At 68.8% G+C, this 25,588-nt stretch carries 22 protein-coding genes; 14 read left to right on the top strand and 8 right to left on the bottom strand.

Translation table 11 applies throughout. The annotated features are described in order from the left end of the window. Window positions 1-99: 99 nt before the first annotated feature. Genes ACWF82_RS00445 through gatB form a run of 4 tightly spaced genes read left to right on the top strand, consistent with a single transcriptional unit; the run spans window position 100 to window position 5,006 of the window. Window positions 100-984 (top strand): hypothetical protein, encoded by an 885-nt coding sequence (locus ACWF82_RS00445; protein ID WP_452496505.1) that lies wholly within the window; start codon window positions 100-102, stop codon window positions 982-984. 28 nt (window positions 985-1,012) lie between these two features. Beyond that, entirely contained in the window at window positions 1,013-2,047 is a 1,035-nt protein-coding gene (locus tag ACWF82_RS00440) for an ATP-dependent 6-phosphofructokinase (RefSeq protein WP_452496503.1), read from the top strand. Window positions 2,048-2,093: 46 nt separating this feature from the next. Beyond that, the gene (locus ACWF82_RS00435; RefSeq protein WP_452496501.1) at window positions 2,094-3,467 is read left to right on the top strand and encodes an alpha/beta hydrolase family protein; all 1,374 of its coding nucleotides are present in this window, start codon (window positions 2,094-2,096) and stop codon (window positions 3,465-3,467) included. 21 nt (window positions 3,468-3,488) lie between these two features. Beyond that, window positions 3,489-5,006 carry an Asp-tRNA(Asn)/Glu-tRNA(Gln) amidotransferase subunit GatB gene (gene gatB / locus ACWF82_RS00430; RefSeq protein WP_452496499.1) on the top strand — a complete coding sequence of 506 codons (1,518 nt, stop codon included), beginning with the start codon at window positions 3,489-3,491 and terminating at the stop codon, window positions 5,004-5,006. Between the two features lie 106 nt (window positions 5,007-5,112). On the opposite strand, the gene ACWF82_RS00425 is transcribed toward gatB, so the two are convergent. After that, the gene (locus ACWF82_RS00425; RefSeq protein ID WP_452496497.1) at window positions 5,113-6,237 is read right to left on the bottom strand and encodes a PQQ-dependent sugar dehydrogenase; all 1,125 of its coding nucleotides are present in this window, start codon (window positions 6,235-6,237) and stop codon (window positions 5,113-5,115) included. Between the two features lie 91 nt (window positions 6,238-6,328). On the opposite strand from ACWF82_RS00425, the gene ACWF82_RS00420 reads away from it, so the two are divergent. Continuing rightward, a complete protein-coding gene (locus ACWF82_RS00420) occupies window positions 6,329-7,171 on the top strand; it encodes a DoxX family protein (protein WP_452496495.1) in 843 nt (280 codons plus the stop codon). 195 nt (window positions 7,172-7,366) lie between these two features. Here the strand turns inward: ACWF82_RS00420 and ilvD are convergent, their stop codons facing one another. Together ilvD and ACWF82_RS00410 are read right to left on the bottom strand one after the other, a co-directional pair. Beyond that, window positions 7,367-9,208, bottom strand: a complete 1,842-nt coding sequence (gene ilvD / locus ACWF82_RS00415) for a dihydroxy-acid dehydratase (RefSeq protein ID WP_452496493.1) — start codon at window positions 9,206-9,208, stop codon at window positions 7,367-7,369. 297 nt (window positions 9,209-9,505) lie between these two features. Then, window positions 9,506-10,240, bottom strand: a complete 735-nt coding sequence (locus ACWF82_RS00410; protein ID WP_452496491.1) for a PH domain-containing protein — start codon at window positions 10,238-10,240, stop codon at window positions 9,506-9,508. 307 nt (window positions 10,241-10,547) lie between these two features. On the opposite strand from ACWF82_RS00410, the gene ACWF82_RS00405 reads away from it, so the two are divergent. The 3 genes from ACWF82_RS00405 to ilvC are packed head-to-tail and all read left to right on the top strand — an operon-like array spanning window position 10,548 to window position 14,037. Then, complete coding sequence (locus ACWF82_RS00405; RefSeq protein WP_452496489.1) at window positions 10,548-12,485, top strand: acetolactate synthase large subunit; 1,938 nt, start codon at window positions 10,548-10,550, stop codon at window positions 12,483-12,485. After that, window positions 12,482-12,985: an acetolactate synthase small subunit gene (gene ilvN, locus ACWF82_RS00400; RefSeq protein ID WP_189024559.1), complete on the top strand. Its 504-nt coding sequence runs from the start codon at window positions 12,482-12,484 to the stop codon at window positions 12,983-12,985. The genes ACWF82_RS00405 and ilvN overlap by 4 nt, the downstream gene beginning before the upstream one ends. 50 nt (window positions 12,986-13,035) lie before the next feature. After that, window positions 13,036-14,037 carry a ketol-acid reductoisomerase gene (gene ilvC / locus ACWF82_RS00395; protein WP_355282871.1) on the top strand — a complete coding sequence of 334 codons (1,002 nt, stop codon included), beginning with the start codon at window positions 13,036-13,038 and terminating at the stop codon, window positions 14,035-14,037. A gap of 78 nt (window positions 14,038-14,115) precedes the next feature. Here the strand turns inward: ilvC and ACWF82_RS00390 are convergent, their stop codons facing one another. Beyond that, window positions 14,116-14,655 carry a hypothetical protein gene (locus ACWF82_RS00390; RefSeq protein WP_452496487.1) on the bottom strand — a complete coding sequence of 180 codons (540 nt, stop codon included), beginning with the start codon at window positions 14,653-14,655 and terminating at the stop codon, window positions 14,116-14,118. Window positions 14,656-14,904: 249 nt separating this feature from the next. Here ACWF82_RS00390 and ACWF82_RS00385 point away from each other — a divergent pair, with 249 nt between their 5' ends. Together ACWF82_RS00385 and ACWF82_RS00380 are read left to right on the top strand one after the other, a co-directional pair. After that, window positions 14,905-15,984, top strand: coding sequence for a DUF4185 domain-containing protein (locus tag ACWF82_RS00385; protein WP_452496485.1), 1,080 nt, complete (start codon window positions 14,905-14,907; stop codon window positions 15,982-15,984). A gap of 43 nt (window positions 15,985-16,027) precedes the next feature. Continuing rightward, window positions 16,028-17,392, top strand: a complete 1,365-nt coding sequence (locus ACWF82_RS00380) for a DUF2252 domain-containing protein (protein ID WP_452496483.1) — start codon at window positions 16,028-16,030, stop codon at window positions 17,390-17,392. 2 nt (window positions 17,393-17,394) lie between these two features. Here the strand turns inward: ACWF82_RS00380 and ACWF82_RS00375 are convergent, their stop codons facing one another. Then, a complete protein-coding gene (locus tag ACWF82_RS00375) occupies window positions 17,395-18,063 on the bottom strand; it encodes a hypothetical protein (protein WP_452496481.1) in 669 nt (222 codons plus the stop codon). Between the two features lie 110 nt (window positions 18,064-18,173). Here ACWF82_RS00375 and ACWF82_RS00370 point away from each other — a divergent pair, with 110 nt between their 5' ends. From ACWF82_RS00370 to ACWF82_RS00360, 3 genes are all read left to right on the top strand, one after another. Further along, the gene (locus tag ACWF82_RS00370) at window positions 18,174-18,974 is read left to right on the top strand and encodes a TetR/AcrR family transcriptional regulator (RefSeq protein ID WP_452496479.1); all 801 of its coding nucleotides are present in this window, start codon (window positions 18,174-18,176) and stop codon (window positions 18,972-18,974) included. 25 nt (window positions 18,975-18,999) lie between these two features. Continuing rightward, the gene (locus ACWF82_RS00365; protein ID WP_452496477.1) at window positions 19,000-19,887 is read left to right on the top strand and encodes an AAA family ATPase; all 888 of its coding nucleotides are present in this window, start codon (window positions 19,000-19,002) and stop codon (window positions 19,885-19,887) included. A gap of 67 nt (window positions 19,888-19,954) precedes the next feature. Beyond that, window positions 19,955-21,304: a vWA domain-containing protein gene (locus ACWF82_RS00360; RefSeq protein WP_452496476.1), complete on the top strand. Its 1,350-nt coding sequence runs from the start codon at window positions 19,955-19,957 to the stop codon at window positions 21,302-21,304. 87 nt (window positions 21,305-21,391) lie between these two features. Here ACWF82_RS00360 and ACWF82_RS00355 read toward each other — a convergent pair whose 3' ends face one another. After that, the gene (locus tag ACWF82_RS00355; RefSeq protein WP_452496474.1) at window positions 21,392-21,850 is read right to left on the bottom strand and encodes a nitroreductase/quinone reductase family protein; all 459 of its coding nucleotides are present in this window, start codon (window positions 21,848-21,850) and stop codon (window positions 21,392-21,394) included. A gap of 36 nt (window positions 21,851-21,886) precedes the next feature. Continuing rightward, window positions 21,887-22,342 (bottom strand): carboxymuconolactone decarboxylase family protein, encoded by a 456-nt coding sequence (locus ACWF82_RS00350; RefSeq protein WP_378849479.1) that lies wholly within the window; start codon window positions 22,340-22,342, stop codon window positions 21,887-21,889. A gap of 184 nt (window positions 22,343-22,526) precedes the next feature. On the opposite strand from ACWF82_RS00350, the gene ACWF82_RS00345 reads away from it, so the two are divergent. Next, window positions 22,527-25,028 carry a tetratricopeptide repeat protein gene (locus tag ACWF82_RS00345; protein ID WP_452496472.1) on the top strand — a complete coding sequence of 834 codons (2,502 nt, stop codon included), beginning with the start codon at window positions 22,527-22,529 and terminating at the stop codon, window positions 25,026-25,028. Here ACWF82_RS00345 and ACWF82_RS00340 read toward each other — a convergent pair. Continuing rightward, window positions 24,988-25,515, bottom strand: a complete 528-nt coding sequence (locus tag ACWF82_RS00340; protein ID WP_452496470.1) for a DinB family protein — start codon at window positions 25,513-25,515, stop codon at window positions 24,988-24,990. The two genes, ACWF82_RS00345 and ACWF82_RS00340, sit on opposite strands and share 41 nt — an antisense overlap. Window positions 25,516-25,588: the final 73 nt, after the last annotated feature.

Below are 25,588 nucleotides of genomic sequence, written 5' to 3'. Positions count from 1 at the left end.
TCGAAGTGTGCGTTCGGCCATACTGCCCAGTACGGTGTCGGAACTGCTACCCCGGCACCGAAGCCCGGGGGGAGTTTAGAAACGAAGATGCTTTACATGATGACGAAAGACCGACGTCCTGTTCCAGCGGCGCTCGCCGCGCTGCTCGGGGCCGTCGTCCTGTTCGTAGCCGGCTGCGGTGACGAGCCGAAGTCCTCGACCGCGCAGCGCACGACAACGACCGCCGCCGCGGTGGATCCCGGCGCGGGCGCGGGCAACTTCTCGATCGCGCTACCCGGCACCCTGGCCGGCGACTTCGCCGCGCTCCAGCAGGGCTTCCGCGGGACCCTCGGACTGGCGATCATGCCGGTCGGCGGCGACCAGATGGTCACCTTCGGCACCTGGACCTCGGGTCCGGCCTGGTCGACCATCAAGGTGCCGTTGGCGATCGCCGCGCTGCGCAACAACGCGTCGTACAGCACGACCGCGACCGCGGCCATCACCGCCTCCGACAACGGGGCCGCCGACACGCTGTGGCAGTCGCTCGGTGCGGGCGACGCGGCGGCCGAATCCGTGCGGAACGTGTTGCGCGAAGGCGGCGACACCAACACCACGGTGCCCTCGGTGCGCACTCGTTCCGACGCCTCGATCTACGGCCAGGCCGAGTGGGCGCTGGCCGATCAGGTGCGCTTCGCCGCGAACCTGCCGTGCCTGCCGCAGAGCCAGCGCGTGGTCGGCCTCATGCAGCAGATCGTGCCGAGCCACCGCTGGGGTCTCGGCGCGTTCGGCAGCGCCGAATTCAAGGGCGGCTGGGGTCCGGACACCTCGGGCAAATACCTGGTCCGCCAGTTCGGTCTCATCGATTCGCCCTCGGGACGGATCGCGATCGCCTTCGCCGCGCAACCGGATTCGGGCGCCTTCGCCGACGGCATGAGCATGCTGGACAAGATGGCGACCCTGATCTCGGGTCACCTCGGCGAGCTGGCCGGAGGCAACTGCCCCTGATCACCGCCGGTGCGGCAAGATGAACGCCATGCGCATCGGAGTCTTGACCGGAGGCGGAGACTGTCCAGGCCTGAACGCGGTGATCCGGGCTGTCGTCCGCACCGCGAACGGCCGCTACGGCGACGCGATCGTCGGGTTCGAGGACGGCTGGCGCGGCCTGCTAGAAGACCGCAAGATCCGCATCCTCAACGACGATCGCACCGACCGGCTGCTCACCAAGGGCGGCACCATGCTCGGCACCGCGCGCACCAATCCCGACGTGCTGCTCGCCGGGCTCGGCCGGATCAAGGCGACCCTCGACGACAACGGCATCGAGGCATTGATCCCGATCGGCGGCGAGGGCACGCTGACCGCGGCGAGCTGGCTCGCGGACGAGGGCGTTCCGGTCGTCGGCGTGCCCAAGACCATCGACAACGACATCGACTGCACCGACGTCACGTTCGGCCACGACACCGCCCTGTCCATCGCCACCGAGGCCATCGACCGCCTGCACACCACCGCCGAATCCCATCAGCGCGTGATGCTGGTCGAGGTGATGGGCCGCCACGCGGGCTGGATCGCGCTGAACTCCGGCATCGCCGCGGGTGCGCATCTGACCCTGGTGCCCGAGGAGCCGTTCGACGTGGCGCAGGTGTGCGCGCTGATCAAGAGCCGCTTCCAGCGCGGCGACAAGCACTTCATCTGCGTGGTCGCCGAAGGCGCGCATCCCGCACCGGATTCCGGCTTCGCGCTGAGGGAGGGCGGGATCGACGAGTTCGGCCACGAGCGTTTCACCGGCGTCGCCCAGCAGCTCGGTTCGGAGATCGAACGACGGATCGGCAAGGAAGTCCGCACCACAGTGCTCGGCCACGTGCAGCGCGGCGGCAGCCCGACACCGTACGACCGCATCCTGGCGACGCGATTCGGTGTGCACGCGGCGGAGGCGGTGCACGCGGGGCACTTCGGGCAGATGGTCGCCCTGCACGGCACGAACATCGGGCTCGTTCCGCTGTCGGAAGCCACCAAGCAGCTCAAGCGGGTCCCCCCCGAGCGGCTCAGCGAGGCGCAGGCCTTCTTCGGCTGAGCGTCGCGGTCCTCGACTTTTCGGTGCGCGTCGGTACCGTTGCCGTATGCGCACCGGTCGAGTGATCGTTTCGGTTCTGTTCGTCGTCGCCGCGCTGGTGACGGGGTGTTCCTCGGACGAGGAAGCGGGGCCCGCGATCCAGGGGCCATGGCACGGTGACATCGAGGTGCCGGGCGAGCCGATCCCGATCGGGGTGACCTTCGCCGAGAACGGTTCGGCCACCATCGACATCCCGGTGCAGGGCGTGCGCGCCGCGCCGTTGAAAGATGTGCGCACCGAACCCGATCGGGTCGAGTTCACGATTCCCGACGTGCCGGGCGACCCCGGGTTCCGCGGCAAGCTCGACGGCGAGCAGATCGCCGGCGACTGGGTGCAGTCCGGCCAGACGACGCCGCTGGTGTTGCGCCGCGGCCAGGTCGAGGACCTCGCCCGCCCGCAGGACCCGAAACCGCCGTACCCGTATCGCAGCGAGGACGTCACCTACCGCAACGGCGACATCACCATCGCGGGCACCCTCACCGAACCCGAAGGCACCGGCCCGTTCCCGGCGATACTGCTGATCACCGGCAGCGGCCCGCAGGACCGCAACGAAGACCTGATGGGCCACCGCCCGTTCCTGCTGCTGGCCGACACCTTCACCCGCGCGGGCTACGCCGTGCTGCGCACCGACGACCGCGGCGTGGGCGGCACCAGCGGAAATCTCGACGACGCCACCTACGCCGACCTCGCCGCCGACGCGGCCGCCGGTGTCGCGTTCCTGCGCAACCGCCCCGAGATCGACCCAGCGAAGGTCGGGCTCTTCGGACACAGTGAAGGCGGCTACCTCGCCCCGCTCGTCGCCGAGAAGCCCGACAGCAATGTCGCGTTCGCGGTGCTCATGGCCGGTCCCTCGGTGGTCGGCGCCGATGTGCTGATCGAGCAGAACAAGGTCATCCTGGCCGCGGCGGGCGAACCGCAGGACAAGATCGACGAGCAGGTCGACTACCTCACCCAGTGGTCGGCGCTGCTGCGCTCCGGCGACATCGAGGGCGCCAAGGCCTTCGCCCAGCAGCACAACGATTCGCTGCCCGTCGAGGAACGCGCGTCGCAGGAGGCCATCGATTCCTTCAACACCCCGTACATGACCTCGTTCATCACCTACGACCCGAAACCGGCACTGGAGGCGCTGCGGATCCCCGTGCTCGCCTTCTTCGGCGACAAGGACCAGCAGGTCCTGGTGTCCCAGAACGAAGCGCCGATGCGAGCCAACCTGGCGGGCGACACCGACGCGACCGTGTACACCTTTCCGGGCCTCAACCACCTGATGCAGCCCACCGAGACCGGCAAACCCAGCGAATACGCCACCATCGAGACCACCATCGACCCGGCCGTGCTGACCTACGTCACCGACTGGCTCACCCAGCACATCCCGCCCCGTTAGGGCTTACATAGACTGGTCGCCATGAGCGCACCCACGGTCGAGTTGATGGATTACGCCGATGTCATCTCCCGGTACGAGCCGGTGCTCGGCATGGAGGTCCACGTCGAGTTGTCCACGGCGACCAAGATGTTCTGCGGTTGCCCCACCGAGTTCGGCGCCGAACCCAATACCCAGGTGTGCCCGGTGTGCCTCGGCCTGCCCGGCTCGCTGCCCGTGGTCAACGAGAAGGCCGTCGAGTCGGCCATCCGGATCGGTCTCGCGCTGAACTGTTCGATCACCCCGTGGGGCAGGTTCGCGCGCAAGAACTACTTCTACCCCGATCAGCCCAAGAACTACCAGATCAGCCAGTACGACGAGCCGATCGCGACCGAGGGCTACCTCGACGTCGTCCTCGACGACGGCTCCACCTTCCGGGTGGACATCGAGCGCGCGCACATGGAGGAGGACACCGGCAAGTCGCTGCACGTCGGCGGCGCGACCGGTCGTATCCACGGCGCCAGCCACTCGCTGCTCGACTTCAACCGGGCGGGCGTGCCGCTGATCGAGATCGTCACCAAGCCGATCACCGGCGCCGGTGAGCGCGCGCCCGAGGTGGCCCGCGCCTATGTCACCGCGCTGCGCGAGGTGCTGCGCTCGCTGCACGTCTCCGACGTGAAAATGGAGCAGGGCTCGCTGCGCTGCGACGCCAACGTCTCGCTGATGCCGGTGGGCGCCAAGGAGTTCGGCACCCGCACCGAGACCAAGAACGTGAACTCGCTCAAGAGCGTCGAGGTCGCGGTGCGCTACGAGATGCGCCGCCAGGCCGCCGTGCTCACCGACGGCGGCGAGATCGTCCAGGAGACCCGCCACTTCAACGAGGCCGACGGGTCGACCTCCGCGGGTCGCCGCAAGGAGACCGCCGAGGACTACCGCTACTTCCCCGAGCCGGACCTCGAGCCGGTCGCCCCGGACGCCGACTGGGTCGACGAGCTGCGCGCCACCATCCCCGAGTACCCGTGGCTGGTCCGCGCGCGCATCCAGGCCGAATGGGGTCTGTCCGACGAGGTCATGCGCGACCTGGTGAACGCGGGCGCCCTCGACCTGATCATCGCCACCGTCGAGGCGGGCGCCCCCGCCAACGAGGCGCGCTCCTGGTGGGTCGCCTACCTGACCGAGAAGGCCAAGGAACGCGAGGTCGCCCTCGCCGACCTGCCGATCACCCCCGCCCAGGTGGCCGAGGTCATCAAGCTGGTCGAGGCCAAGACGGTCAACAACAAGGTCGCCAAGCAGGTCGTCGACTTCGTCCTCGCGGGCGAGGGCGAGCCCGCCGCGATCGTCGAGGCCAAGGGCCTCGGCATGGTCAGCGACGACACCGCCCTGCAGGCCGAGGTCGAGAAGGCACTGGCCGCCAACCCGGACATCGCCGAGAAGATCCGCTCCGGCAAGGTCCAGGCCGCGGGCAAGATCGTCGGCGACGTCATGAAGGCCACCCGTGGCCAGGCCGACGCGGCCAAGGTGAGGGAACTCGTCCTCGCTGCGACCGCCTCTCCGAGTACTTAGGCCAGACTCAGGCGGCACTTCGCCCCCGTCGGCGGCCGGCGGGGGCGAAGTGGTTGGTTTCGCCCGTACCCGGTGAGTTACCCATGTACGTGCGAGACCAGTACTCCTAGTCGGGTCCGCCTGCGCCGCCCTGCGGGGGCGGGATGCGGACGACGCGGTCGTCGAATTCCCCGGGTTCGCCGTCGGTCTTGTTGGTGGTGGTCACCCAGACGCTGCCGTCGGCGCTGGCCGAGGCGCCGAGGAGCTTGCCGTACTTGTCCTGGGCGATCAGGGTGGGCGCGGTGGTGACGGCGAAGGTGTTGGGGTCGGCGCCGACCGCGGCCAGTGCCTTGCCCTCGCCGAGCGCGACGGCGACGCCGTCACCGGTGGCGGTGCAGCCACCGACGCCGGGACGATCGGGCCAGGTCCAGGAGACGGTCAGCGTGCCGTCGGTGCCCAGGTGCTGGAGGCGGTCCTCGGCGGCGGTGCGGTCGGTGACCCACATGCCGTCCTTGCCGTCGCGGCACAGGTCACCGGCCGAACCGATGCCCGAGGCGACGACCTGCGGAATGTTGGTGCCCGACGACGGTGACTCCAGGCGCAGCACCTTGCCGCCGAGCGAGCCGGGATCGGCCGCCGCGCCGGGGTTTCCGGCGTCGCCGGTGAGGACCAGCAGCTGGGTCGGCGTCGCCCATTCGATGGCGCCGCGATTCCCGGTGGCGCCCTTGGGGATTCCGGTGAGGATCTCCTTGGGCGCGCCGCCGTTCTTGGACAGCCGGACCACCCGGTTGTCGCTGCCGGTGGTGATGTAGGCGTACATCAGCCCGTCCTCGCCGAACGTGGGGGACAGCACGATGTCGGAGATGCCACCATCACCGGATCCATCGACCGCCACGCTCGCGACCTCCACCGGCGTCTCCTGCGGCGTGCTCGCGTCGACCGGGGTCACCTGCAGGATGCGGCCGGTGCGCCGCTCGGCCACCAGCGCGCCGTCGCCGACCGGGATCAGCCCCGCCGCCGAGTCCAGGCAGGTGGCGATGACGTTCGGATCGGGGTCGATACACGGACCGGTCGGCCGCGGCACCTGCGAGGGCGCGTCCTGCGGCTTCTTCGGCTCCGCGTTGGACCCGCCCAGCGACGGCTCGGTGGTGAACGGGCTCGACGCCGACTCGTCGAACCGGGCGCACCCGGCGACCAAGACGGTGCCCAGTGCCAACCCGACAGCCACGCGGCCCGCGAATACCGAACTCATGCCAGAGACGTTACCGGCAGTCGAGCGGGGCTGACACGCCTGATCCAGGGAAGACCGGCACACCACGACAGCACGTCATAAGGTGACACCCGTGAGCGAGAAGTCGAATGACACACCGCAGGCCGACGGGTCGTCGCAGACCGGACCGGCCGCGTCGTCGGCGGGTCGCCCGGTGACCAGCCCCTACGATTCGCCGACGACACAGATGCCGAAACCGGATCTGCACAAGGATATTCCGCGCACCGACGAGGATCTCGGTCTCGACCCCGAGGTGCCCACCGCGAGCGCGGCGCAGACGGAAGGCGGGGGCGACGCCGGCTACGGCTACGCCTCGATCCCACCCGCGGCCGCGGCCTCGGCGGGCGCCGTGCGGCTACAGCGCCGCAACCGGGAACCCCGCCGCGGCACCCTCGACCTCGGCCTGTTCGTACTGCGTCTGGTGGTCGGCTACACCTTCATCTACCACGGCCTGCAGAAGCTGACCGGCTGGTTCCACGGCCCTGGCCTCGACGGCACCAAGACCATGATGGAAAGCGGTGGCTGGGACTACCCCGCGCTGGCGACGGCCCTGGTGATCGCCGGCGAACTGGGCGGCGGCATCCTGCTCGTCCTCGGCCTTGCCACCCCGCTCGCCGCGGGCGCCGTGCTCGCCACGATCCTGAACGCGTGGATGTTCAAGCAGGGCATGATCCCCGGCTTCCAGTACAACGCCTCGACCCCCACCGGCGTCGAACTCGACTCCATCCTGGTCGGCGCGTCCCTCGCGATCATCCTCACCGGCCCCGGCCGCTGGTCCCTCGACCGCGCCCGCGGCTGGGCCACCCGCCCCGCCTGGGGCTCGGGAGCCGTGGTCCTGCTCGCCGTCGCCGCCGCGATCGCCACCTATTGGTTCCTCCATGGCGGCAACCCGCTGCAGGGCATCGGCCCGTTCTGATCCGCCTCTCCGCGTCTTCAGGCCAGACTGAGGGACATGGGGAGTTAAAGACGCGGCCGACGGTCATGTGGGGCTGGGTCAGCCCATGCCCGGTGAGTTACCCCTGTGCGTACGAGATCAGCGGTCGCTGATCCGGAAAGACGGCGTCCCCCTGAAGATTCGGGGGGACGCCGTCTTTCTGTTCGTCTTGTTTGCCTACGGCAGCTGGCGGACCGCGCCCTTGTCGGCGGACGTGGCCAGTGCGGCGTACGCGCGCAGCGCGGTCGTCACCGGGCGATCACGGTTGACCGGCTGCCACGGACGCTCGGAGGCTTCCATCTTCGCGCGGCGCTCGGCGAGAACCTCGTCGGAGACCAGCACTTCCAGCGCACGGGTGTGCACATCGATGCGGATGCGGTCACCGTTCTCGATCAGGCCGATGACACCGCCGGACGCGGCCTCGGGGGAGACGTGCCCGATCGACAGACCCGAGGTGCCACCGGAGAAGCGGCCGTCGGTGATCAGCGCGCACACCTTGCCGAGGCCGAGGCCCTTGAGGAACGAGGTCGGGTGCAGCATCTCCTGCATACCCGGACCGCCGGCGGGACCTTCGTAGCGCACGACGACCACGTCACCGGGCTGGATCTTCTTGCCCAGGATCATCGACACCGCCTCCTCCTGCGACTCGACCACCACGGCCGGGCCTTCGAAGGTGAACAGCTCTTCGTCGATGCCCGCGGTCTTGAGGATCGCGCCGTCGGGGGCGATATTGCCGCGCAGCACGCACAGCCCGCCTTCGACGGTGTAGGCGTGCTCGATGTCACGGATGCAACCACCGGCGGCGTCGGTGTCCAGCGAGGACCAGCGGTTGCTGGTGGAGAACGGCTCGACGGTGCGCACCCCACCGGGCGCGGCGTGGAACAGCTCCAGCGCCTCGTCGGATGCCTTGCCGGAGCGGATGTCCCAGGTGTCGAGGAATTCCTCGTAGCTCGCGGTGTGCACGGTGGTCACGTCGGTCTCGAGCAGGCCGCCGCGACGCAGTTCGCCGAGGATGGCGGGGATGCCACCGGCGCGATGCACGTCTTCCATGTGGTAGTCCGAGTTCGGCGAGACCTTCGACAGGCACGGCACCCGGCGGCTGATCTCGTCGATGGTCTGCAGATCGAAATCGATCTCACCCTCCTGCGCGGCGGCGAGGGTGTGCAGCACCGTGTTGGTGGAACCTCCCATGGCGACGTCGAGGGCCATCGCGTTGCGGAAGGCCTTGGCATTGGCGACGTTCCGCGGCAGGACCGACGCGTCGTCGTCCTGGTACCAGCGCTTGGCGATATCGACGATGACCGTGCCCGCACGCTCGAACAGCGCGCGCCGCGCCGAGTGGGTCGCCAGCGTGGAACCGTTGCCGGGCAGCGCGAGCCCGAGCGCCTCGGTCAGGCAGTTCATCGAGTTCGCGGTGAACATGCCCGAACACGAACCACAGGTCGGGCAGGCGGACCGCTCGACCTCGTCGAGGCCCTCGTCGGACACGGCCTGGCTCGCGCTCGCCGAGATCGCGCTCACCAGGTCGAGCGGGGCGTGCGCGACACCGTCGACGACCACGGCCTTACCGGCCTCCATCGGACCGCCGGAGACGAACACGGCGGGGATGTTGAGGCGCATCGCGGCATTGAGCATGCCGGGAGTGATCTTGTCGCAGTTGGAGATACACACCAGCGCGTCGGCGGTGTGCGCGTTGGCCATGTACTCGACCGAGTCGGCGATGATCTCGCGCGACGGCAGCGAGTAGAGCATGCCGCCGTGACCCATGGCGATGCCGTCGTCGACGGCGATGGTGTGGAACTCGCGCGGCACGCCACCGGCGGCGCGCACGGCCTCGGCGACGATGTCGCCCATGTTCTTCAGGTGCACGTGACCAGGGACGAACTGCGTGTAGGAGTTCGCGATCGCGATGATCGGCTTGCCGAAGTCGGAGTCGGTCATGCCGGTCGCGCGCCAGAGCGAGCGGGCGCCCGCGGCATTGCGGCCGATGGTGGTGGTGCGTGAACGAAGCGGTGGCATGGGTGTCCTCGTAAATGTCGCTGGGTGCGTCCAAGCATGCGCGCAGGGGGCTGACCTGCGGGGCGCGGTGCGAGTGCGCGGTGCGTCCGGCAACCGTGCACGTTACTCCGGCGGGCGGTGGTCGCGTCGCGCCGGGAGTCCGTGCAGGGGTGATGGAACCGGGGCTCGAGGCGGGAGTGTCGCTCCGGAGGGTGTCGCCGCGGTGGTGCCGTCGGCGCGGGGTGCCCGGTCGCCGTCAGCTTACCGGTGCAACGGCGCGCGACGCCGTGCCGATTCCCGCGGTGACCGAGGCGGCGGTCACTCCTCGGTGCCGGGCTCCTCGGCCTTCTTCGCCTTCTCGGCCTCGGCGGCTCGCTCGGCGGCGACGCGCTCGGCCTCGGCCTGCTCGGCCGCGGCGAATACATCGGGCAGGCGCCCACCGGAGGCGTCGATCAGTTCACGCAGCCGGTCGTAGCCCACCGCGGGCAGCTTGACCTCGGAGTCGTCGGCCAGGCGGGCCTTGACGGAGCCGCGCTTGGGGATGCTGATGCCCTTGACCTGTGCCCAGTCGAGGTGCTTCTTGCCGAACATCGAGCTCAGGTCGAGCCCGGCATCCGACACCGTCGTGTGTGTCCGGACTACCCAGAACACCGCGATGACCGGGAGCAGCAGCAGCCACCACAGCACGGCGGGCCAGCCGACGAACGGGAAGAACACACAGAACGCGAGCACCAGCACACCGATGTAGGCCAGGCGCGGCACCCCGATCACGTGCACACCCGGCGTCGGGGTGTTCGTCTTGCGCGGCACCAGCAGCCAGACGACCACCGCGGCCGGCACGAGCAGACCGATCCGCATGCCGAGCGACCACTCCTGCACGGTGCCGACGACGACGAAGATCAGGTACCCGAGCACCACCGCGGCGATCGCCGCGAGTCGGCCCGGACTCGCCGAGCGCAGACCGCCGGGCCGCGAGGAGCGACCCGTATCGGTTCCCTCGTCGGCGGTGTGGGACGATTTAGCCGGTGGCACGGACTGATGCGGTGATGACACCCCCCTATCCTCGCATCCTGGTACACGGACCCACGCAACCACTCGAGTCCCACATAATGGGATGCAGAGAGTAGCCTGTTTGACTCTTCGACTCACGCGCGCCTAACGTCGTGCTCGTGATCCGAAACGAGTTGCTCGTACTCGGCCGGCGCGTCCAGCGTTGAGCCTGACTACCTGAGTCGAATACGTCAGCTCGCGTTGCGACGCGCCACCCTCGAACAGCCATGCGCTGGTCGGGGGCTTTTTTGTGTTCGGGAGAATTCCGCGCCAGTCCGGAGTCAGAACGACAAAGTAAGGAACGAAGACGGTGAGTGCACCAACAGCACGACCCGGGCCATCGGCCCGCAGGTCAGCGCCTTCGGCGAACCAGCCTGCCGCTGGTAGCCCGGCGACCAACCCCACCCGCCGCCAGGTCGCGCCCGAGCGCGTCACCGGCGCGCAGTCGGTGGTCCGGTCCCTCGAAGAGCTCGACGTCGACACCGTATTCGGCATTCCCGGCGGCGCGGTCCTTCCCGTCTACGACCCGCTGTTCGATTCCAAGAAGGTCCGCCACGTCCTGGTGCGCCACGAGCAGGGCGCCGGTCACGCGGCGACCGGTTACGCGCAGGCCTCCGGCAAGGTCGGTGTGTGTATGGCCACATCCGGCCCCGGCGCCACCAACCTGGTGACCCCGCTGGCCGACGCGCAGATGGACTCGGTCCCGATCGTGGCGATCACCGGTCAGGTGCCGTCGAGCCTGGTCGGCACCGACGCGTTCCAGGAAGCCGACATCTCCGGCATCACCATGCCGATCACCAAGCACAACTTCCTGGTCAAGGACCCGATCGACATCCCGCGCATCCTGGCCGAGGCGTTCTACCTCGCTGCCTCGGGCCGCCCTGGCGCTGTCCTGGTCGACATCACCAAGGACGCGCTGCAGGCCCAGACCACGTTCTCGTGGCCGCCGGAGATGCGCCTGCCCGGCTACCGCCCGGTCACCAAGCCGCACGGCAAGCAGGTGCGCGAGGCCGCCAGGATGATCCTGGAGTCCAAGGCGCCCGTGCTCTACGTCGGTGGCGGCGTCATCAAGTCCGACGCCTCGGCCGAACTGCTGGAGCTGGCCGAGCTGACCGGCATCCCGGTGGTCACCACCCTGATGGCGCGTGGCGCGTTCCCCGACAGTCACACCCTGAACATGGGCATGCCCGGCATGCACGGCACCGTCGGCGCCGTGGCCGCCCTGCAGCGCTCGGATCTGCTGATCACCCTCGGCGCCCGCTTCGACGACCGCGTCACCGGCCAGCTGGACTCCTTCGCGCCCGACGCGAAGGTCATCCACGCCGACATCGACCCGGCCGAGATCGGCAAGAACCGCCACGCCGACGTCCCGATCGTCGGCGACGCGCGTGAGGTGATCGTCGAGCTGATCGAGACCCTCAAGGCCGACCCGCAGTCCGGTGCGGCTCCGCTGCTGAACCTCACCGAATGGTGGGCCTACCTCAGCGACATCCGCGACAACTACCCGCTGGGCTGGAAGACCCCCAGCGACGGTTCGCTGTCGCCGGAGTTCGTCATCGAGGCGCTGGGCCGCCTGGCCGGCCCCGAGGCCGTGTACTGCGCAGGCGTCGGCCAGCACCAGATGTGGGCCGCGCAGTTCATCAAGTACGAGAACCCGCGCACCTGGCTGAACTCCGGTGGCCTCGGCACCATGGGCTACGCGGTTCCCGCGGCCATGGGCGCCAAGATGGGCGCCCCGGAGAAGGAGGTCTGGGCGGTCGACGGTGACGGCTGCTTCCAGATGACCAACCAGGAGCTGGCCACCTGTGCCATCGAGGGTGTGCCGATCAAGGTCGCCCTGATCAACAACGGCAACCTCGGCATGGTCCGCCAGTGGCAGACCCTGTTCTACGAACAGCGCTACTCCAACACCGATCTGGGCACGCACACCCTGCGCATCCCCGACTTCGTCAAGCTGGCCGAGGCGCTGGGTTGCGTCGGCATCCGCGTGGAGAAGGAAGACGAGGTCGAGGCCGCGATCCGGCAGGCGCAGGAGATCACCGACCGTCCGGTCGTGATCGACTTCATCGTCGGCAAGGACGCCCAGGTGTGGCCGATGGTCGCCGCGGGCACCAGCAACGACGAGATCATGTTCGCGCGCGGCATCCGCCCGCTCTTCGACGAGGACGAGTCGGTCTCCGAACCGGCCGTCATCCACGAGGCGATGGAGCGCGAGCAGGCGGCATTCGAGAAGGGTTCCGAGGCATGAGCACCACCCACACCCTGAGCGTTCTCGTCGAGGACAAGCCGGGCGTGCTGGCGCGAGTCGCGAGCCTGTTCTCGCGCCGTGGCTTCAATATCGAGTCGCTGGCCGTCGGTGGCACCGAGATCCCCGAGATCTCGCGCATGACCATCGTCGTCACCGTCGACGATCTGCCGCTCGAGCAGGTCACCAAGCAGCTCAACAAGCTGATCAACGTCATCAAGATCGTGGAGCAGGACGCCGACGCCTCGGTGGCCCGCGAACTGATCCTGGTGAAGGTGCGCGCCGACGCCTCGGTGCGCACGCAGGTGATCGAGGCCGTGCAGTTGTTCCGCGCCAAGGTGATCGACGTCTCGCCCGACGCGCTGACCATCGAGGCCACCGGCACCCGGTCCAAGCTGGATGCCCTGCTGCGCATGGTCGAACCGTTCGGCATCCGCGAGATCGTGCAGTCGGGCGTGGTCGCAGTCGGACGCGGTCCGAAGTCGATCACGGCCACCCGCTAACTTTTACCCACCAGAAATTATCCAGAAGGGACTCCACAGTGGCAGTCGAGATGTTCTACGACGACGACGCTGACCTGTCGATCATCCAGGGCCGCAAGGTCGCCGTGATCGGCTACGGCAGCCAGGGCCACGCGCACTCGCTGAGCCTGCGCGACTCCGGTGTCGACGTGCGCGTCGGCCTCGCTGAGGGTTCGAAGTCGCGGCCGAAGGCCGAAGAGGCCGGTCTGACCGTCGGCACCCCCGCCGAGGTTTCGGAGTGGGCCGACGTGATCATGGTGCTGGCGCCCGACACCGCTCAGGCGTCGATCTTCACCAACGACATCGAGCCGAACCTGAAGGACGGCGACGCGCTGTTCTTCGGCCACGGCCTCAACATCCACTTCGGTCTGATCAAGGCTCCGGCCAACGTCACCGTCGCGATGGTCGCCCCGAAGGGCCCCGGCCACCTGGTGCGCCGTCAGTTCGCCGACGGCAAGGGCGTCCCGGCCCTGATCGCCGTGGACCAGGACCCGACCGGCGAGGGCCAGGCCCTGGCGCTGTCCTACGCCAAGGGCATCGGCGGCACCCGCGCCGGCGTCATCAAGACCACCTTCAAGGAAGAGACCGAGACCGACCTCTTCGGTGAGCAGGCAGTGCTCTGCGGTGGCACCGAGGAACTGGTCAAGACCGGTTTCGAGGTCATGGTCGAGGCGGGCTACGCCCCCGAGATGGCCTACTTCGAGGTCCTGCACGAGCTGAAGCTGATCGTCGACCTCATGTACGAGGGCGGCATCGCGCGCATGAACTACTCGGTGTCCGACACCGCGGAGTTCGGTGGCTACCTGTCCGGTCCGCGCGTCATCGACGCCGGCACCAAGGAGCGCATGAAGGCGATCCTGGCCGACATCCAGTCCGGCGAGTTCACCCGCCGCCTGGTCGCCAACGTCGAGAACGGCAACACCGAGCTCGAGGGCCTGCGCAAGGCCAACGCCGAGCACCCCATCGAGGTCACCGGCGCCAAGCTGCGCAGCCTGATGAGCTGGGTCGACCGCCCGATCACCGAGACCGCGTAGGTTTCGCGATTTCCTTCCGCAGGGCCCGTTCGCCACAGGCGACCGGGCCCTGCGCCGTTCTCCGGGTAGCCCGAACCATCAGCTGGCCGATGGGCACCCGCTGAGCCACCACCAGCCGCCTGCCAGCTCCATCGTGGGGCAGATCGCATCGCCGAAACCGTCGTATGGTCCTGGGTCGGGTCGGCCGATGAAATGGCCGTATCCCGTTGCGCCGTCCGGAATTCCGGCATAGTCGGGAACGAATCGCACCGGGTGTCCACCGCTGATGCCGATGGTCGCCACCTTGCAGTTCACCGAGACGGAGCACAGGTGGTCCGGTAGCTGAGTGCCGTAGTAGGTGTCACGATCCGGCGGGTCCATCGCTGCTACCGCGGCGAAAGCTGGGCGCTCTATCCAGAATCGGGCCCAGGCTCCGGCCTCCCGGTCAGCGATGAAGAGCATCCCGATCACTGCCATCGCCGCGGTGACGACTACCGGCCACCCCGGCGCGTACCGAGCGGCTCGCCACAAGGCGAACGCGAAGACGGCGAATATCATCAACCACGCCAGCGCGAGCACCGGCAGCGCCAGCAGCCACAGATGTGTCAGTATCCGGCCATGATGCAGACCGACCACCATCGCTGTCAGCATCGCGAAAGTCGCTGTCAGAGGCGGCAGTACGATTCGACGATTCTCCGTGAGCACACATCGCAACCTACCTGGCAGCGTGCGGGGGCTGCGCGGAGAATGTGGAGGAATGGCGACACCGTGCCACGACGACCCACCCACGCGAGCGGGCGTGTTGCCGTTCTCCGGGTAGCCTGAAGTGGTTACGGAAGCGACACCGGCCCAACGATTGTGGCTCGAGTCGACGAGGGGAAGTGCTCGATGCGCGTCACCGACCTGAACCCGGTCCCCTCCGCCGACCTCGGCGGCGGCGATCTCGCTATTCCGTTCAAGTTGTCCAACGGCGATGTCGGATTCATCTGGGGCGACTCGTTTTCCGGGGACGGTCCGTTCGGGCCGCCGATGGATGGCATCGGGAACTGGCGTTCGCCCATCATCACTCGCACGTCCCAGCGCGATCCCGCCGAGCCGATCGTCATGGCCACCTCGCCGAGCACCGACGGCCGTCAGCTGTGGGACTACCAGCACGACAACCCCGAATACTCCACCGTCCTCCCGTGCGACGCGATGACCATCGACGGCCGGATCTACCTGTGGGTCATGTACACCCAGGGTCTGGGGAACGAGAGGTGGTGCGAGGTCTGGACATCCGACGACAGCGGCATCACCTGGGCGCGCAGCGGTTCGAAGTTCTGGTGCGGCGCCTTCGCCGGTAAGCGGGTCATGATCTCCTGGGCCAAGGACCCGCGCAGCGACTGGGTCCACATCATCTCCACCGGCGGCCTGGCCAGGAACAAGGACATGCTGCTGTGGCGCGCGACGGTCGAGGGTCTGTCCGATCCCCACGCCTGGCAGGGCTGGGGCTGGAACGGCTCCAATTGGGGCTGGAACCGCGAGCCGACGCCGATCCTGCCGGGCTGGCGTTTCGGCGAGATCTGCCTGCGCTATGTCGAGAACAAGGCCGTCATCTCCGGATTCGACGCGGGGGACTACTCGATCTTCGTCAAGGTCGGCGACCGCATCGACAACACCAACTGGATAACGGCACACACCCATCGGCCGGTGACCGGGACGCCGCGCGGTGTCGATACGGTGCCGCGTCTCTACGGTGGCTACATCCATCCCTACAGCAGGCTCGAGGACGGCAAGTTCACCCTGATCGTCTCCGAGTGGGCCGAGAACGGGAACCCTTACCGAGCAACGCAATTCACCTGCGAGGGGATTCGCCGCCCTGTGCCAGCTCCTGGCCCGGATCCCGAGCCGCCGCCGAACCCGCAGCGAAACTGGTGGCAGGAACTCGTCCGCCGCGTCGACGAGTGGCGACGGCGGCTGGGCCTGTAGCGAAGAGCTTGCTGCCGCGGGTCGATAGCGGGAGACTTGCTGGATGACGAATGAGACGGTGGAGGACTTCGCGGACGAAGCGGTCGAGCAGGGCAAGGCGGCGCGGAAACGGATCGCGCGATCGGAGCTGGGGGAGTGGGGCGCGGGTCCGGGGCGGGAGGATCCGGTCGCGATTCTGGAGCGTCAGGCCGAGACCAGGATTCCGGAGTTGGTGCCGATCCGATACGCCAGGATGAGCCAGTCGCCCTTCGCGTTTCTGCGCGGCGCGCCCGCGATCATGGCCGCCGATCTGGCCGAGAGCGAGAACACCGGCTTGATCGTGCAGCTCTGCGGTGACGCCCACCTGTCGAACTTCGGTCTCTACGCCTCGCCGGAGCGCAATCTCGTCTTCGACGTCAACGACTTCGACGAGACCCTGCCCGGTCCGTTCGAATGGGACGTCAAACGCCTCGCCGCCAGCGTCGCCGTCGCCGCCCGCGACAACGGCTGCGACGACGAGCGCGCCGCCACCGCCGTCGAAGCCGCCGCCCGCGGCTACCGCGAGACGATGCGCATGCTCGCCGAGGCCGACAGCATGACGGTCTGGTACGAGCGCGTCGACGCCGATCAGGTCCTGGAACTGGTCCAGAAACCGAAGCAGCGCAAGAAGGTCGACAGGGCCATCAACAGTGCCCGCGGCAAGACCAGCCTGCAGGCGCTGGCCAAGCTCACCGAGCCGGACGCCGACGGCATTCCGCGGATCAAGAACCAGCCGCCGCTGCTGGTGCCGATCGAGCTGCACGACGAGAAGATCGTCAAGGACGTCTTCGCCGACTTCCGCCGCAGTCTGCCGGACGAGCGCCGCGTGCTGCTCGACCGGTATCGGCGCGTGGATCAGGCGATGAAGGTGGTCGGTGTCGGTAGTGTCGGCACGCGGTGTTTCATCACGCTGATGATGGACAAGGAATCGGGCAGCCCGCTGTTCCTGCAGTTGAAGGAGGCCGAGACGTCGGTGCTCGCGCCCCATCTGAAGCCGAGCAAATATCACCACCAGGGGCATCGGGTGGTGGTCGGTCAGCGGCTCATGCAGTCGGCCAGCGACGTTTTCCTCGGCTGGGCGACCGGCCCCGCCGGTCGGTTCTTCTACCTGCGGCAGTTGCGCGACATGAAGGGTTCCGCGGCGGTCGACAGCATGACCCACGGCGATCTGGCAACGTACGCGCGGTTGTGCGGTTCCGTTCTGGCTCGCGCGCACGCCCGCTCCGGCGACCGTGTCGCCATCGCGGCCTATCTCGGCAAGAACGACGGATTCGACCGTGCGATGGGTGAATTCGGCCTTGCCTACGGCGACCAGACCGTCACCGACCGGCTCTCCCTGCTCGCCGCGATCGACGCGGGCCGGATCACCGCGGCCCCGCACGCCTACTGAGTTCACCGCTGCGGCGCCAGGCGGTCCGGACCGGGGACCGCCTCGCGCTGCTCGGCGGTCCGCACCAGTGCGGTGCCGATCGCGAACAACCACAGCATCGTCAGCCCGCCGACGGTCGCCGTGGTGCCCCAGCCGTTGGCCGCGTAGAAATTCGCGGGGATGTTGCCGAAGAACAGTGACGGCACGAACGCGAAGTTTACCCCGGCGAGTAGCCAGCTGGTCACGATGCACCAGCGGGGCAGCAGCCGCGCGGCCGCGACGGCGAAGGCCACCAGGAACAATCCTTCGAGCAATCGCGACACGGTCCCGTAGAGGATGTAGGTGCCGGTGACGGTGATCGTCGGGTCGATCGGCTCCGGCGCGGCGATCACGGCGCCCACTTCCAACCCCATGGACACGGCGACGACGGTGAGCCAGGCGGTGCCCGCGGTCGCGGCCACCGAGCCGAACCACTCCCGCTCCGGATCGCGTCGCTTCACCACGTAGGCGACGCCGCTCATGAACACCACGAACAGCGTGATGCCGACGAGCCCGAACAGCGATCGGGTGAGCACGTTGGCATCCGGCGGTGGCCCCGCGTAGACGAAATACAGCGGAAGTTCGATCAACGTGCAGGTCGCCCCCGCGATGGCGGCGGCGCCCGTGATGCGCTGAACAGTGCTGGTGTTCATGGTGATTCGCCCTCGTCCCCGGGGTATCAACCCCGGCCCGGCATTAGTATATGAACTAAACTATAGGCCGTATGTTAAATTGGCGGAACCCCCGATCGAAAGAGGAGACGGTGCGACCGAAACGTTCGTGGCCCGCGGCGCCCGAGTTCTCACTGCTGTGGGATCCCGACTTCCCCGCGGTGTTCCGGCGCGGCACGTGGGCCGAACGCGGCGAGCGTGAGCACGGCCGCCCCCGCCTCGGCCGCCCGCCCGAACTCGATGCCGAGCGCATCGTCGCCACCGCGATCGCCCTCGCCGACCGCGACGGCATGGCCGGTGCGACCCTGTCGAAAGTCGCTGCCGCACTGGGTGTCACGCCGATGTCGCTGTACCGGCACATCCGTTCCCGCGACGGCCTCACCGACCGCATGGCCGACACCGCCTTCGGGCTGCCACCGGACACCGGCCCCGACTGGCGTCGAGCCCTGCACGCCTGGGCCGACGCGCAATTGGCGGTGTTCACCCGTCATCCCTGGCTTGCCCAGATCCCCATCTCCGGCCCACCCCGTGGCTTCAACGCCCTCGCCTGGATGGACGCCGGTCTGGCCGCGCTGCGCGGCACCGGCCTGGACTGGGGCGCCAAGATCGGCGTGATCACCGTCGTCGGTGGCTACGTCCGCCAGGCGGTCATCACCGGCCGGAACCTGGCCGAGCGTCGCCTGGTCGAGGAGCTCGACGAGGCGACGGCGCTGCGGGTCTATCAGCAGGAGGTCGCGGCGCAGCTCGATCCCGGCCGGTTCCCTGAGATCGAGCAGCTCTTCGCCGCCAAGGCCTTCGCCGATGTGCCCCCGGACCAGGAGTCGGCGGACGCCGATTTCCGCTTCGGCCTCGACCTCATCCTCGACGGCGTCGACGCCGCGATCAGCCGGTGAACACTCCCGCCTACACTGGTTACCGATGAGTAAGTTCTTTGCCTCGGTAGACCAGGTGACCGACCGGCTGACCGCGGCCGGCTACCTGCCGTCCCTCGATATCGCGACCGCGGTCTTCCTGGCCGACCACCTCGGCAAACCCCTGCTGATCGAGGGCCCGGCCGGTGTCGGCAAGACCGAGCTGGCCAAGGCCGTCGCCGCGGCGGTGTCGGCCGAGCTCATCCGCCTGCAGTGCTACGAAGGCATCGACGAGGCCCGCGCGCTCTACGAGTGGAATCACGCCAAACAGCTGCTCCGCATCACCGCCACGTCGGGGGAGACCTGGGAAGGTACCCGCGACCACGTCTTCACCGAGGAGTTCCTGCTCGCCCGTCCGTTGCTTGCCGCCATCCGCAACCCCGATCCGACGGTGCTGCTGATCGACGAGCTCGACAAGGCCGATGTGGAGCTGGAGGGCCTGCTGCTCGAGGTGCTCGGCGACTTCCAGGTGAGCATCCCCGAGCTCGGCACGGTCACCGCCGTCCGCAAGCCGTTCGTGATCCTCACCTCCAACGCGAACCGCGACCTGTCCGAGGCGCTGAAACGCCGCTGCCTGTTCCTGCACATCGACTATCCGACCGCGGAACTGGAGAAGGCGATCGTCCGGCTGAAGGTGCCGGAGCTCGATGCCGCGCTGGCCGAACCGGTGGTGACGACGGTGAGCGCGCTGCGTCAGCTGTCGCTGCGCAAGGCGCCCTCGATCGCCGAAACCGTGGACTGGGCAAAGACTCTGGTGGCATTGGGAACGCGCACGCTGAGCGGGGGAGTCGTCCGCGCGACCCTGGGTGTGCTGCTGAAGTATCAGTCCGATCATCGCGTGGCGATCGAACGCCTCGGTCTCGACGACCAGCCTGACGGCAGCGTGGCCCGATGACCGGCCCGCGCACGGTGACGGGCACGTGGTGAGCTCCGCGCCCGCTCATGGCGGTGTCGAAGCACCGATGTCCGATCGCCTGGTCGGCTTCGTCGGGCTGTTGCGCGAGCACGGCATCCACGCGGGCCCGAGCGAAACCGTCGACGCGGCGGCCACGATCGTCGCCCTCGGCACCGCGGACTCCCGGGTGCTGCGTTCGGGGCTTGCCGCCTGTCTGCTGCGCCGCAACGGTCAGCGCAAGGTTTTCGACCAGCTCTTCGACCTGTACTTCCTCGACGCCGCCCGTCCGATCGCCGCGTCGAGCGAGGACACCGACCCGCTGCGCGAGCGGGTCATCGCCGCCCTGATCCAGGGCGCCGACACCGCCGAACTCGCCAGGGAAGCGCTCAATACCTTCGGCGCCTACGGCGGCGCGGGGGAGAGCGCGGGCCGGGTCTCCTCGGCGTCGGGCGCCGGCTGGTCGTCCTATCTGACGATGAAATCGCTGCGCCCGGACGAGATCTCCGAGCAGGTCGCGCAAACCATGGGCGGGACAGGCCAATTCGATTCGGCGGTGCACACGATCGAGGCGCGCCGCCGGGTCGAGCAGTTCCGCTCCGCCGTGCAGGCCGAGGCTCGCCTGCGCTCGGCACAACTGCGCGGCACCGACTACATCGCCCGTCGCGGTGTCGAATCCGGCGCCGACAGCGCGGATTTCCTCGGCGCGCGCGAACAGGACCTCGCCGAGATGCGCCGCCTGGTGCACCCGCTGGCCCGCAAACTCGCCACCCGGCTGGCGGTCCGTCGCAAGAAGGCCGTGCGCGGGCAGATCGACCTGCGCCGCACCCTGCGTCGCTCGATGGCTACCGGTGGCGTCCCGATCGATCCCGTGCTGCGTGCCCGCCGCCACGGTCGGCCGGATCTGGTTGTGCTGGCTGATGTCTCGGGCTCGGTGACAGGTTTCGCCGAGTTCACCCTGCAACTGGTGCAGGCCCTGCAAGACCAGTTCAGCAAGGTCCGCAGCTTCGGTTTCGTCGACACCTGCGCCGAGATCACCGACTACTTCTCCCCGGGCGAACCGCCGCCGGCCGGGTTCGCGCAGAACATCGTCCGCGAGGCGGGCGTGGCGCGCTTCGGTTCCAGCAACTACGGCGAGGCGCTCCAGGGTTTCGTCGACCACTACCTCGACGCCCTCGGTCCGCGCACCTGCGTGCTGATCCTCGGTGACGCCCGCACCAACCGCACCGACCCGAATCTGGCTGCGCTGGAAGCGATGACCGAACGAGCCAAGGCCGTCTACTGGCTCAATCCCGAGCCGTCGCGATCGTGGAACACCGGCGATTCAGCGGCCTCGACCTATGCCGAAGTCGTCACCATGCACGAGTGCCGAAACGTCGCCCAGCTCGCCGTGGTGATCGGTCGCCTGCTCCCTGCCTGACGGCGTCACCGTGGCCCACCGCCGTGCGCCGGCAGATTGACATGGCCCGGCACCGGGTGGCGAACCACCCGGTGCGCCGCGCGCGGATCATCGCGGGCTGAGCCGCACCACCGCGTACTCGTGGTCGCTCTTGGCCTGGTACTTCCCGTACCGCGGCTGCGCGGCGGTGATCGATTCCCAGGCCTTGGCCCGCTCCGCGCCGGTGAGCACCCGCGGAGCGACCGGCAGAGCGGCCTCACCGGGAAGTTCGATGCTCGCCTGCTCGGGATGTCCCATGAGGTTGAGGTGCCAGTCGGGGTGTCCGTTCTTTCCACCCGACGCCACGAGCAGCCAGGACCCGTCGCCGTCGGCGAACCACGAGATCGGGGTCTGCCTCGGCTCGCCGCTGCGGCGCCCGACGGTGTTGAGGATCAGCACGTCCATACCCATGAAGGTGCCGTTGCCGCCGCGGATCTTGCGGTTCATCCTGGCGTTCATCCTGTGCTGCATCCACCGGGAGAATCCCCCGTGCGAGCTCTTCTTGCCGGACTGCTGGTTCGTGGTCATCGGAAGGTCCTATCGGTTGGTCGGGATGTGCGGGGCTCAGCCCCAGGCGCCGGCGATCTGGCGGGTGGTGGCGTTGAGCCGGTTGAACATGTTGGTGACGCCGATCATCAGCACGATCGAGGCGAGCTGCTTCTCGTCGAAGTAGCTGGCGGCCGCGTCCCAGATCTCGTCGGTGACGGCGTTGGAACGGTCGGCCAGGCGGGTCGCCGCCTCGGCCAGTTCGAGTGCGGCGCGCTCCTCGTCGGTGAAGTACGGGGTCTCACGCCAGGCCACGACCGTGGCCAGCCGCTCCTCGCTGACACCGGCTTTGCGGGCGGTCTTGGTGCCTGCGTCGACGCAGGAGCTGCAGTTGTTGATCTGGCTGACCCGCAGGTGCACCAGCTCCAGGATCTCGCCGTCGACGCCGCCGGTCTGCACGGCCTTGAGCACCTGCTGGATCGGGCCCATCGCGTCGGTGAGGACCATGGCCGGGTTCTGCATCCGAGACTGCATGATGTTCTCCTTGTTTCCCGTTGTTCTCCGCTGCTTGCGGTGTGACCCAATAACAGCCCGTCGTGCGCCGGAACACGATGGCTGTGGGACACTGTGGGACAGTGGAAAACGGTCCTGACCTCCCGATTGTCATCGGGAAACTTCCTGATCCGGGCCGGGACAACGACAGCGGGAAACGGTGGTTGTGCAACAGCAGACGGCAAGGGCCTACCCACAGGACGAACTGGCCGCGCGCCTGCGCCTGATCCAGGAGCTGTCCGGGCGCGGCGTGCGCGCGCTGGCTCGCGATACGGGCTTGAGCTCGTCGTCGCTGTCGCGCTACCTCAGCGGACAGACGGTGCCGCCGTGGCCCGCCGTGCTGGAACTGTGCCGCCTGGTCAAGCGCGACCCGCGCCCGCTGCGCCCGCTGTGGGAGCGCGCCAACAACCCGCTGCCCGCGCCGCCGAAGACCAGCCGCCAGGTCGCCCCGCCGAGCCCGCCCGCCGACGCCCCACCGCCGCCGCGCAACGACCTGCCCCGCGACGTCCCCGACTTCACCGGCCGCGACCAGGCACTGGCCGACGTCCTCGCCGCCGTCCGGTCCGACCGGGTGGTCGCGATCGACGGCATGGCCGGTGTCGGCAAGACGTCGCTGGCCGTGCACGCCGCGCACCAGCTGACCGCCGAATACCCCGACGCCCAGCTCTATCTCGACCTGCACGGTTTCACCGACGGCCGCCAGCCGCTCGACCCCGACGCCGCGATCCGCGCCCTGCTGGCCGCGCTGCAGGTGCCGTCGGAGAAGGTCCCGCAGGACGGCGGGGTCGAACTGCGGGCGGCGTGCTGGCGGTCGGAGCTGGCCCGGCTGCGCGCGGTGGTCGTCCTCGACAATGTCGCCGACGCCGCGCAGGTCAGTCATCTGCTGCCGGGCGCTGGCGAGTCGGTCGCCATCATCACCAGCCGAAATCGGCTGCTCGAGCTCGACGAGGTGCCGCCGGTGACCCTCGATGTGCTCACGCCGGAGGAGAGCGCGGAGCTACTGGTCAGGGCCAGCGGCGATGCGCGTGGACCCGACGGCAGGCTCGCGCGGGAACCCGAGCAGGCCGCCGAGGTGCTGCGGCTGTGCGGCAATCTGCCGCTGGCCCTGCGCCTGGCCGCGGCCCGGCTGCGGCACCGGCCGGGCTGGTCGGTCGGCATCCTGGTGGAGCGAATGGCCGAGGGGGCTACCGAGTTCGACACCGCCTTCGGCATGTCGGTGCGCCAGCTCAACCGCGATCAGCGCCGCCTGTTCCGGCTGCTCGGCCTGATCCCCGGATCCACCTTCACCGACTATGTCGCCGCGGCGGTGGCCGACGTGCCGCTGCGCAGCGCGCGCACGATGCTCGAGGACCTGCTCGACGCCCACCTGGTCCAGCAGCCCGCCGAGGGCCGCTACCGGCTCCACGACCTGGTCCGCCGGCACGCCCGCGACGCCACCTTCGAACACGACACCGACGCCGACCGCCACCGCGCCCTGCACCGGATCCTCGACTACTACGTGCACACCGCGGCCGCCGCCGACGCCGCGATGCCGTTCCTGTCGCCGACCCGCCCCGTGTCGGCGGGCTCGCCACCCGCGGAGCTACCTCACTTCCCCGGCCGCGACCCCGCGTTCTTCTGGTTCGTCAGCGAGTACACCAACCTGATGGCGGTGTTCTACGCGGCGGTCGAGGTCGGCGCGAACGTCCATGTCTGCGAGCTGCCGCGCTTCCTGCGCGCCTTCTTCGCCCGCCGTTGCGGCACAACGCATCTCAACGCCCTGTTCGAACAGTCCCTGACGGCCGCCGAGCATCTGGGTGACCCGCGCCAGCTCGCCGAAGCGCACAGCGACCTGGGTTTCGCCCGCTACAACGCGGGCCGCATGGCCGAGGCGGCCGCCGCCTACGCCGCGGCGGCACCGCTCATCGCGGCGGCGGGCGACCCACTGCCGCGCGCCGAACTGACCATGCGCTGCGCCCACTTGCGCTGGGACGAAGGCGATACCGAGGAACCGCTCGAACTGTTCCGCCAGGCCCGCGACCTCTACGCGACCAGCGGCTGCCCGATGAGCGCCGCCGACGCCATCGCCAGCGAAGCCTGGGCCATGCTGCGACTGGGCCACCGTGAGCAGGCCGCGCAGCTCGCCCGCGAAGCCCTCGACATCCCCGTCGACGACCCGTCGTGGCCGCCGTCGCTCCAGGCCCAGATCACCCTCGGCGTCGCCATCGCCACCGACGAACCGGACGAAGCGCTCGAACACCTGAACACCGCGCTGGCGCTGGCGCGCGCGGACGGCCACAAACACAACGAAGCCTGGTGCCTGAACTGTCAGGGCGTCGCACTGCGCCGGATGGGCCGCTACGACGAAGCCCTCGCCAGCCACCGCGAGGCATTCGCCCTGCTCGACTCCCTGTTCGAGGAACACTGGAAGATCCACTTCCTCCACGGCTACGCCGAAACCTGCCGTCTGGCCGGACTTCCCGACGAAGCGCTGCGCCTGCACCGCCAAACCCTGGAGCTGGCACCGAAACTCGGCTACCGCCTCGAAGAAGCACTGGCGCACCAGGGCATCGCCGAGGTACTCGAGCCGACCGACCCGGACGCCGCCGCGCACCATCGCGCGGCGGCCAAGGCCATCCACGCCGAGCTCAGCCCATCGACTTCGCTCCATCCAGCGATTCCCGAATGATGTCGGCGTGGCCGGAGTGCTGCGCGGTCTCGGTCATGATGTGCATGAAGACCCGGCGGGCGCTCCAGCGTCCGCCGGGCTCGAACCAGGGCGCCTTCGGCAGCGGCTGAGTCACATTCAGGTCGGGGAGCGTGCGCACCAGCTCGTCGGTCCGTGCCGCGACCTGCTCGTATTCGGCGAGCACGCCGGCCAGCGTCTCACCAGGCAGCAGCCGGAATATGTCGTCCCACGCGGCGATCTCCTCCTCGCTCATCGACTCGAAATCGGGGCCTTCTTCGGGCCCGTCGACGATGAACTTCGCCCAGTTCGCTTCCGTCGCCGACACATGCTTGATCAGCCCGCCCAGGCACAGCGCGCTGGCGGTGGTCCGCGTTCCGGCCTGCTCGTCGGTCAGGTCGCGGGTGGTGTGGCGAAGGAAGTACCGGTGCTTGGCGAGCATCTCCAGCAGATCGGTGCGCTCGGCGTCGAGGAGAGTAGGCGTGGTCATGAGCGGATTCCCTTCGTTGTCGGTGTGAAATCCACGGTAGAACCCATTGCGGCCAGTTTCTGTCCGCAATTGC

This window comes from Nocardia sp. NPDC055053 (assembly GCF_053608285.1).
This window is presented reverse-complemented; position numbering and strand designations above follow the sequence as displayed.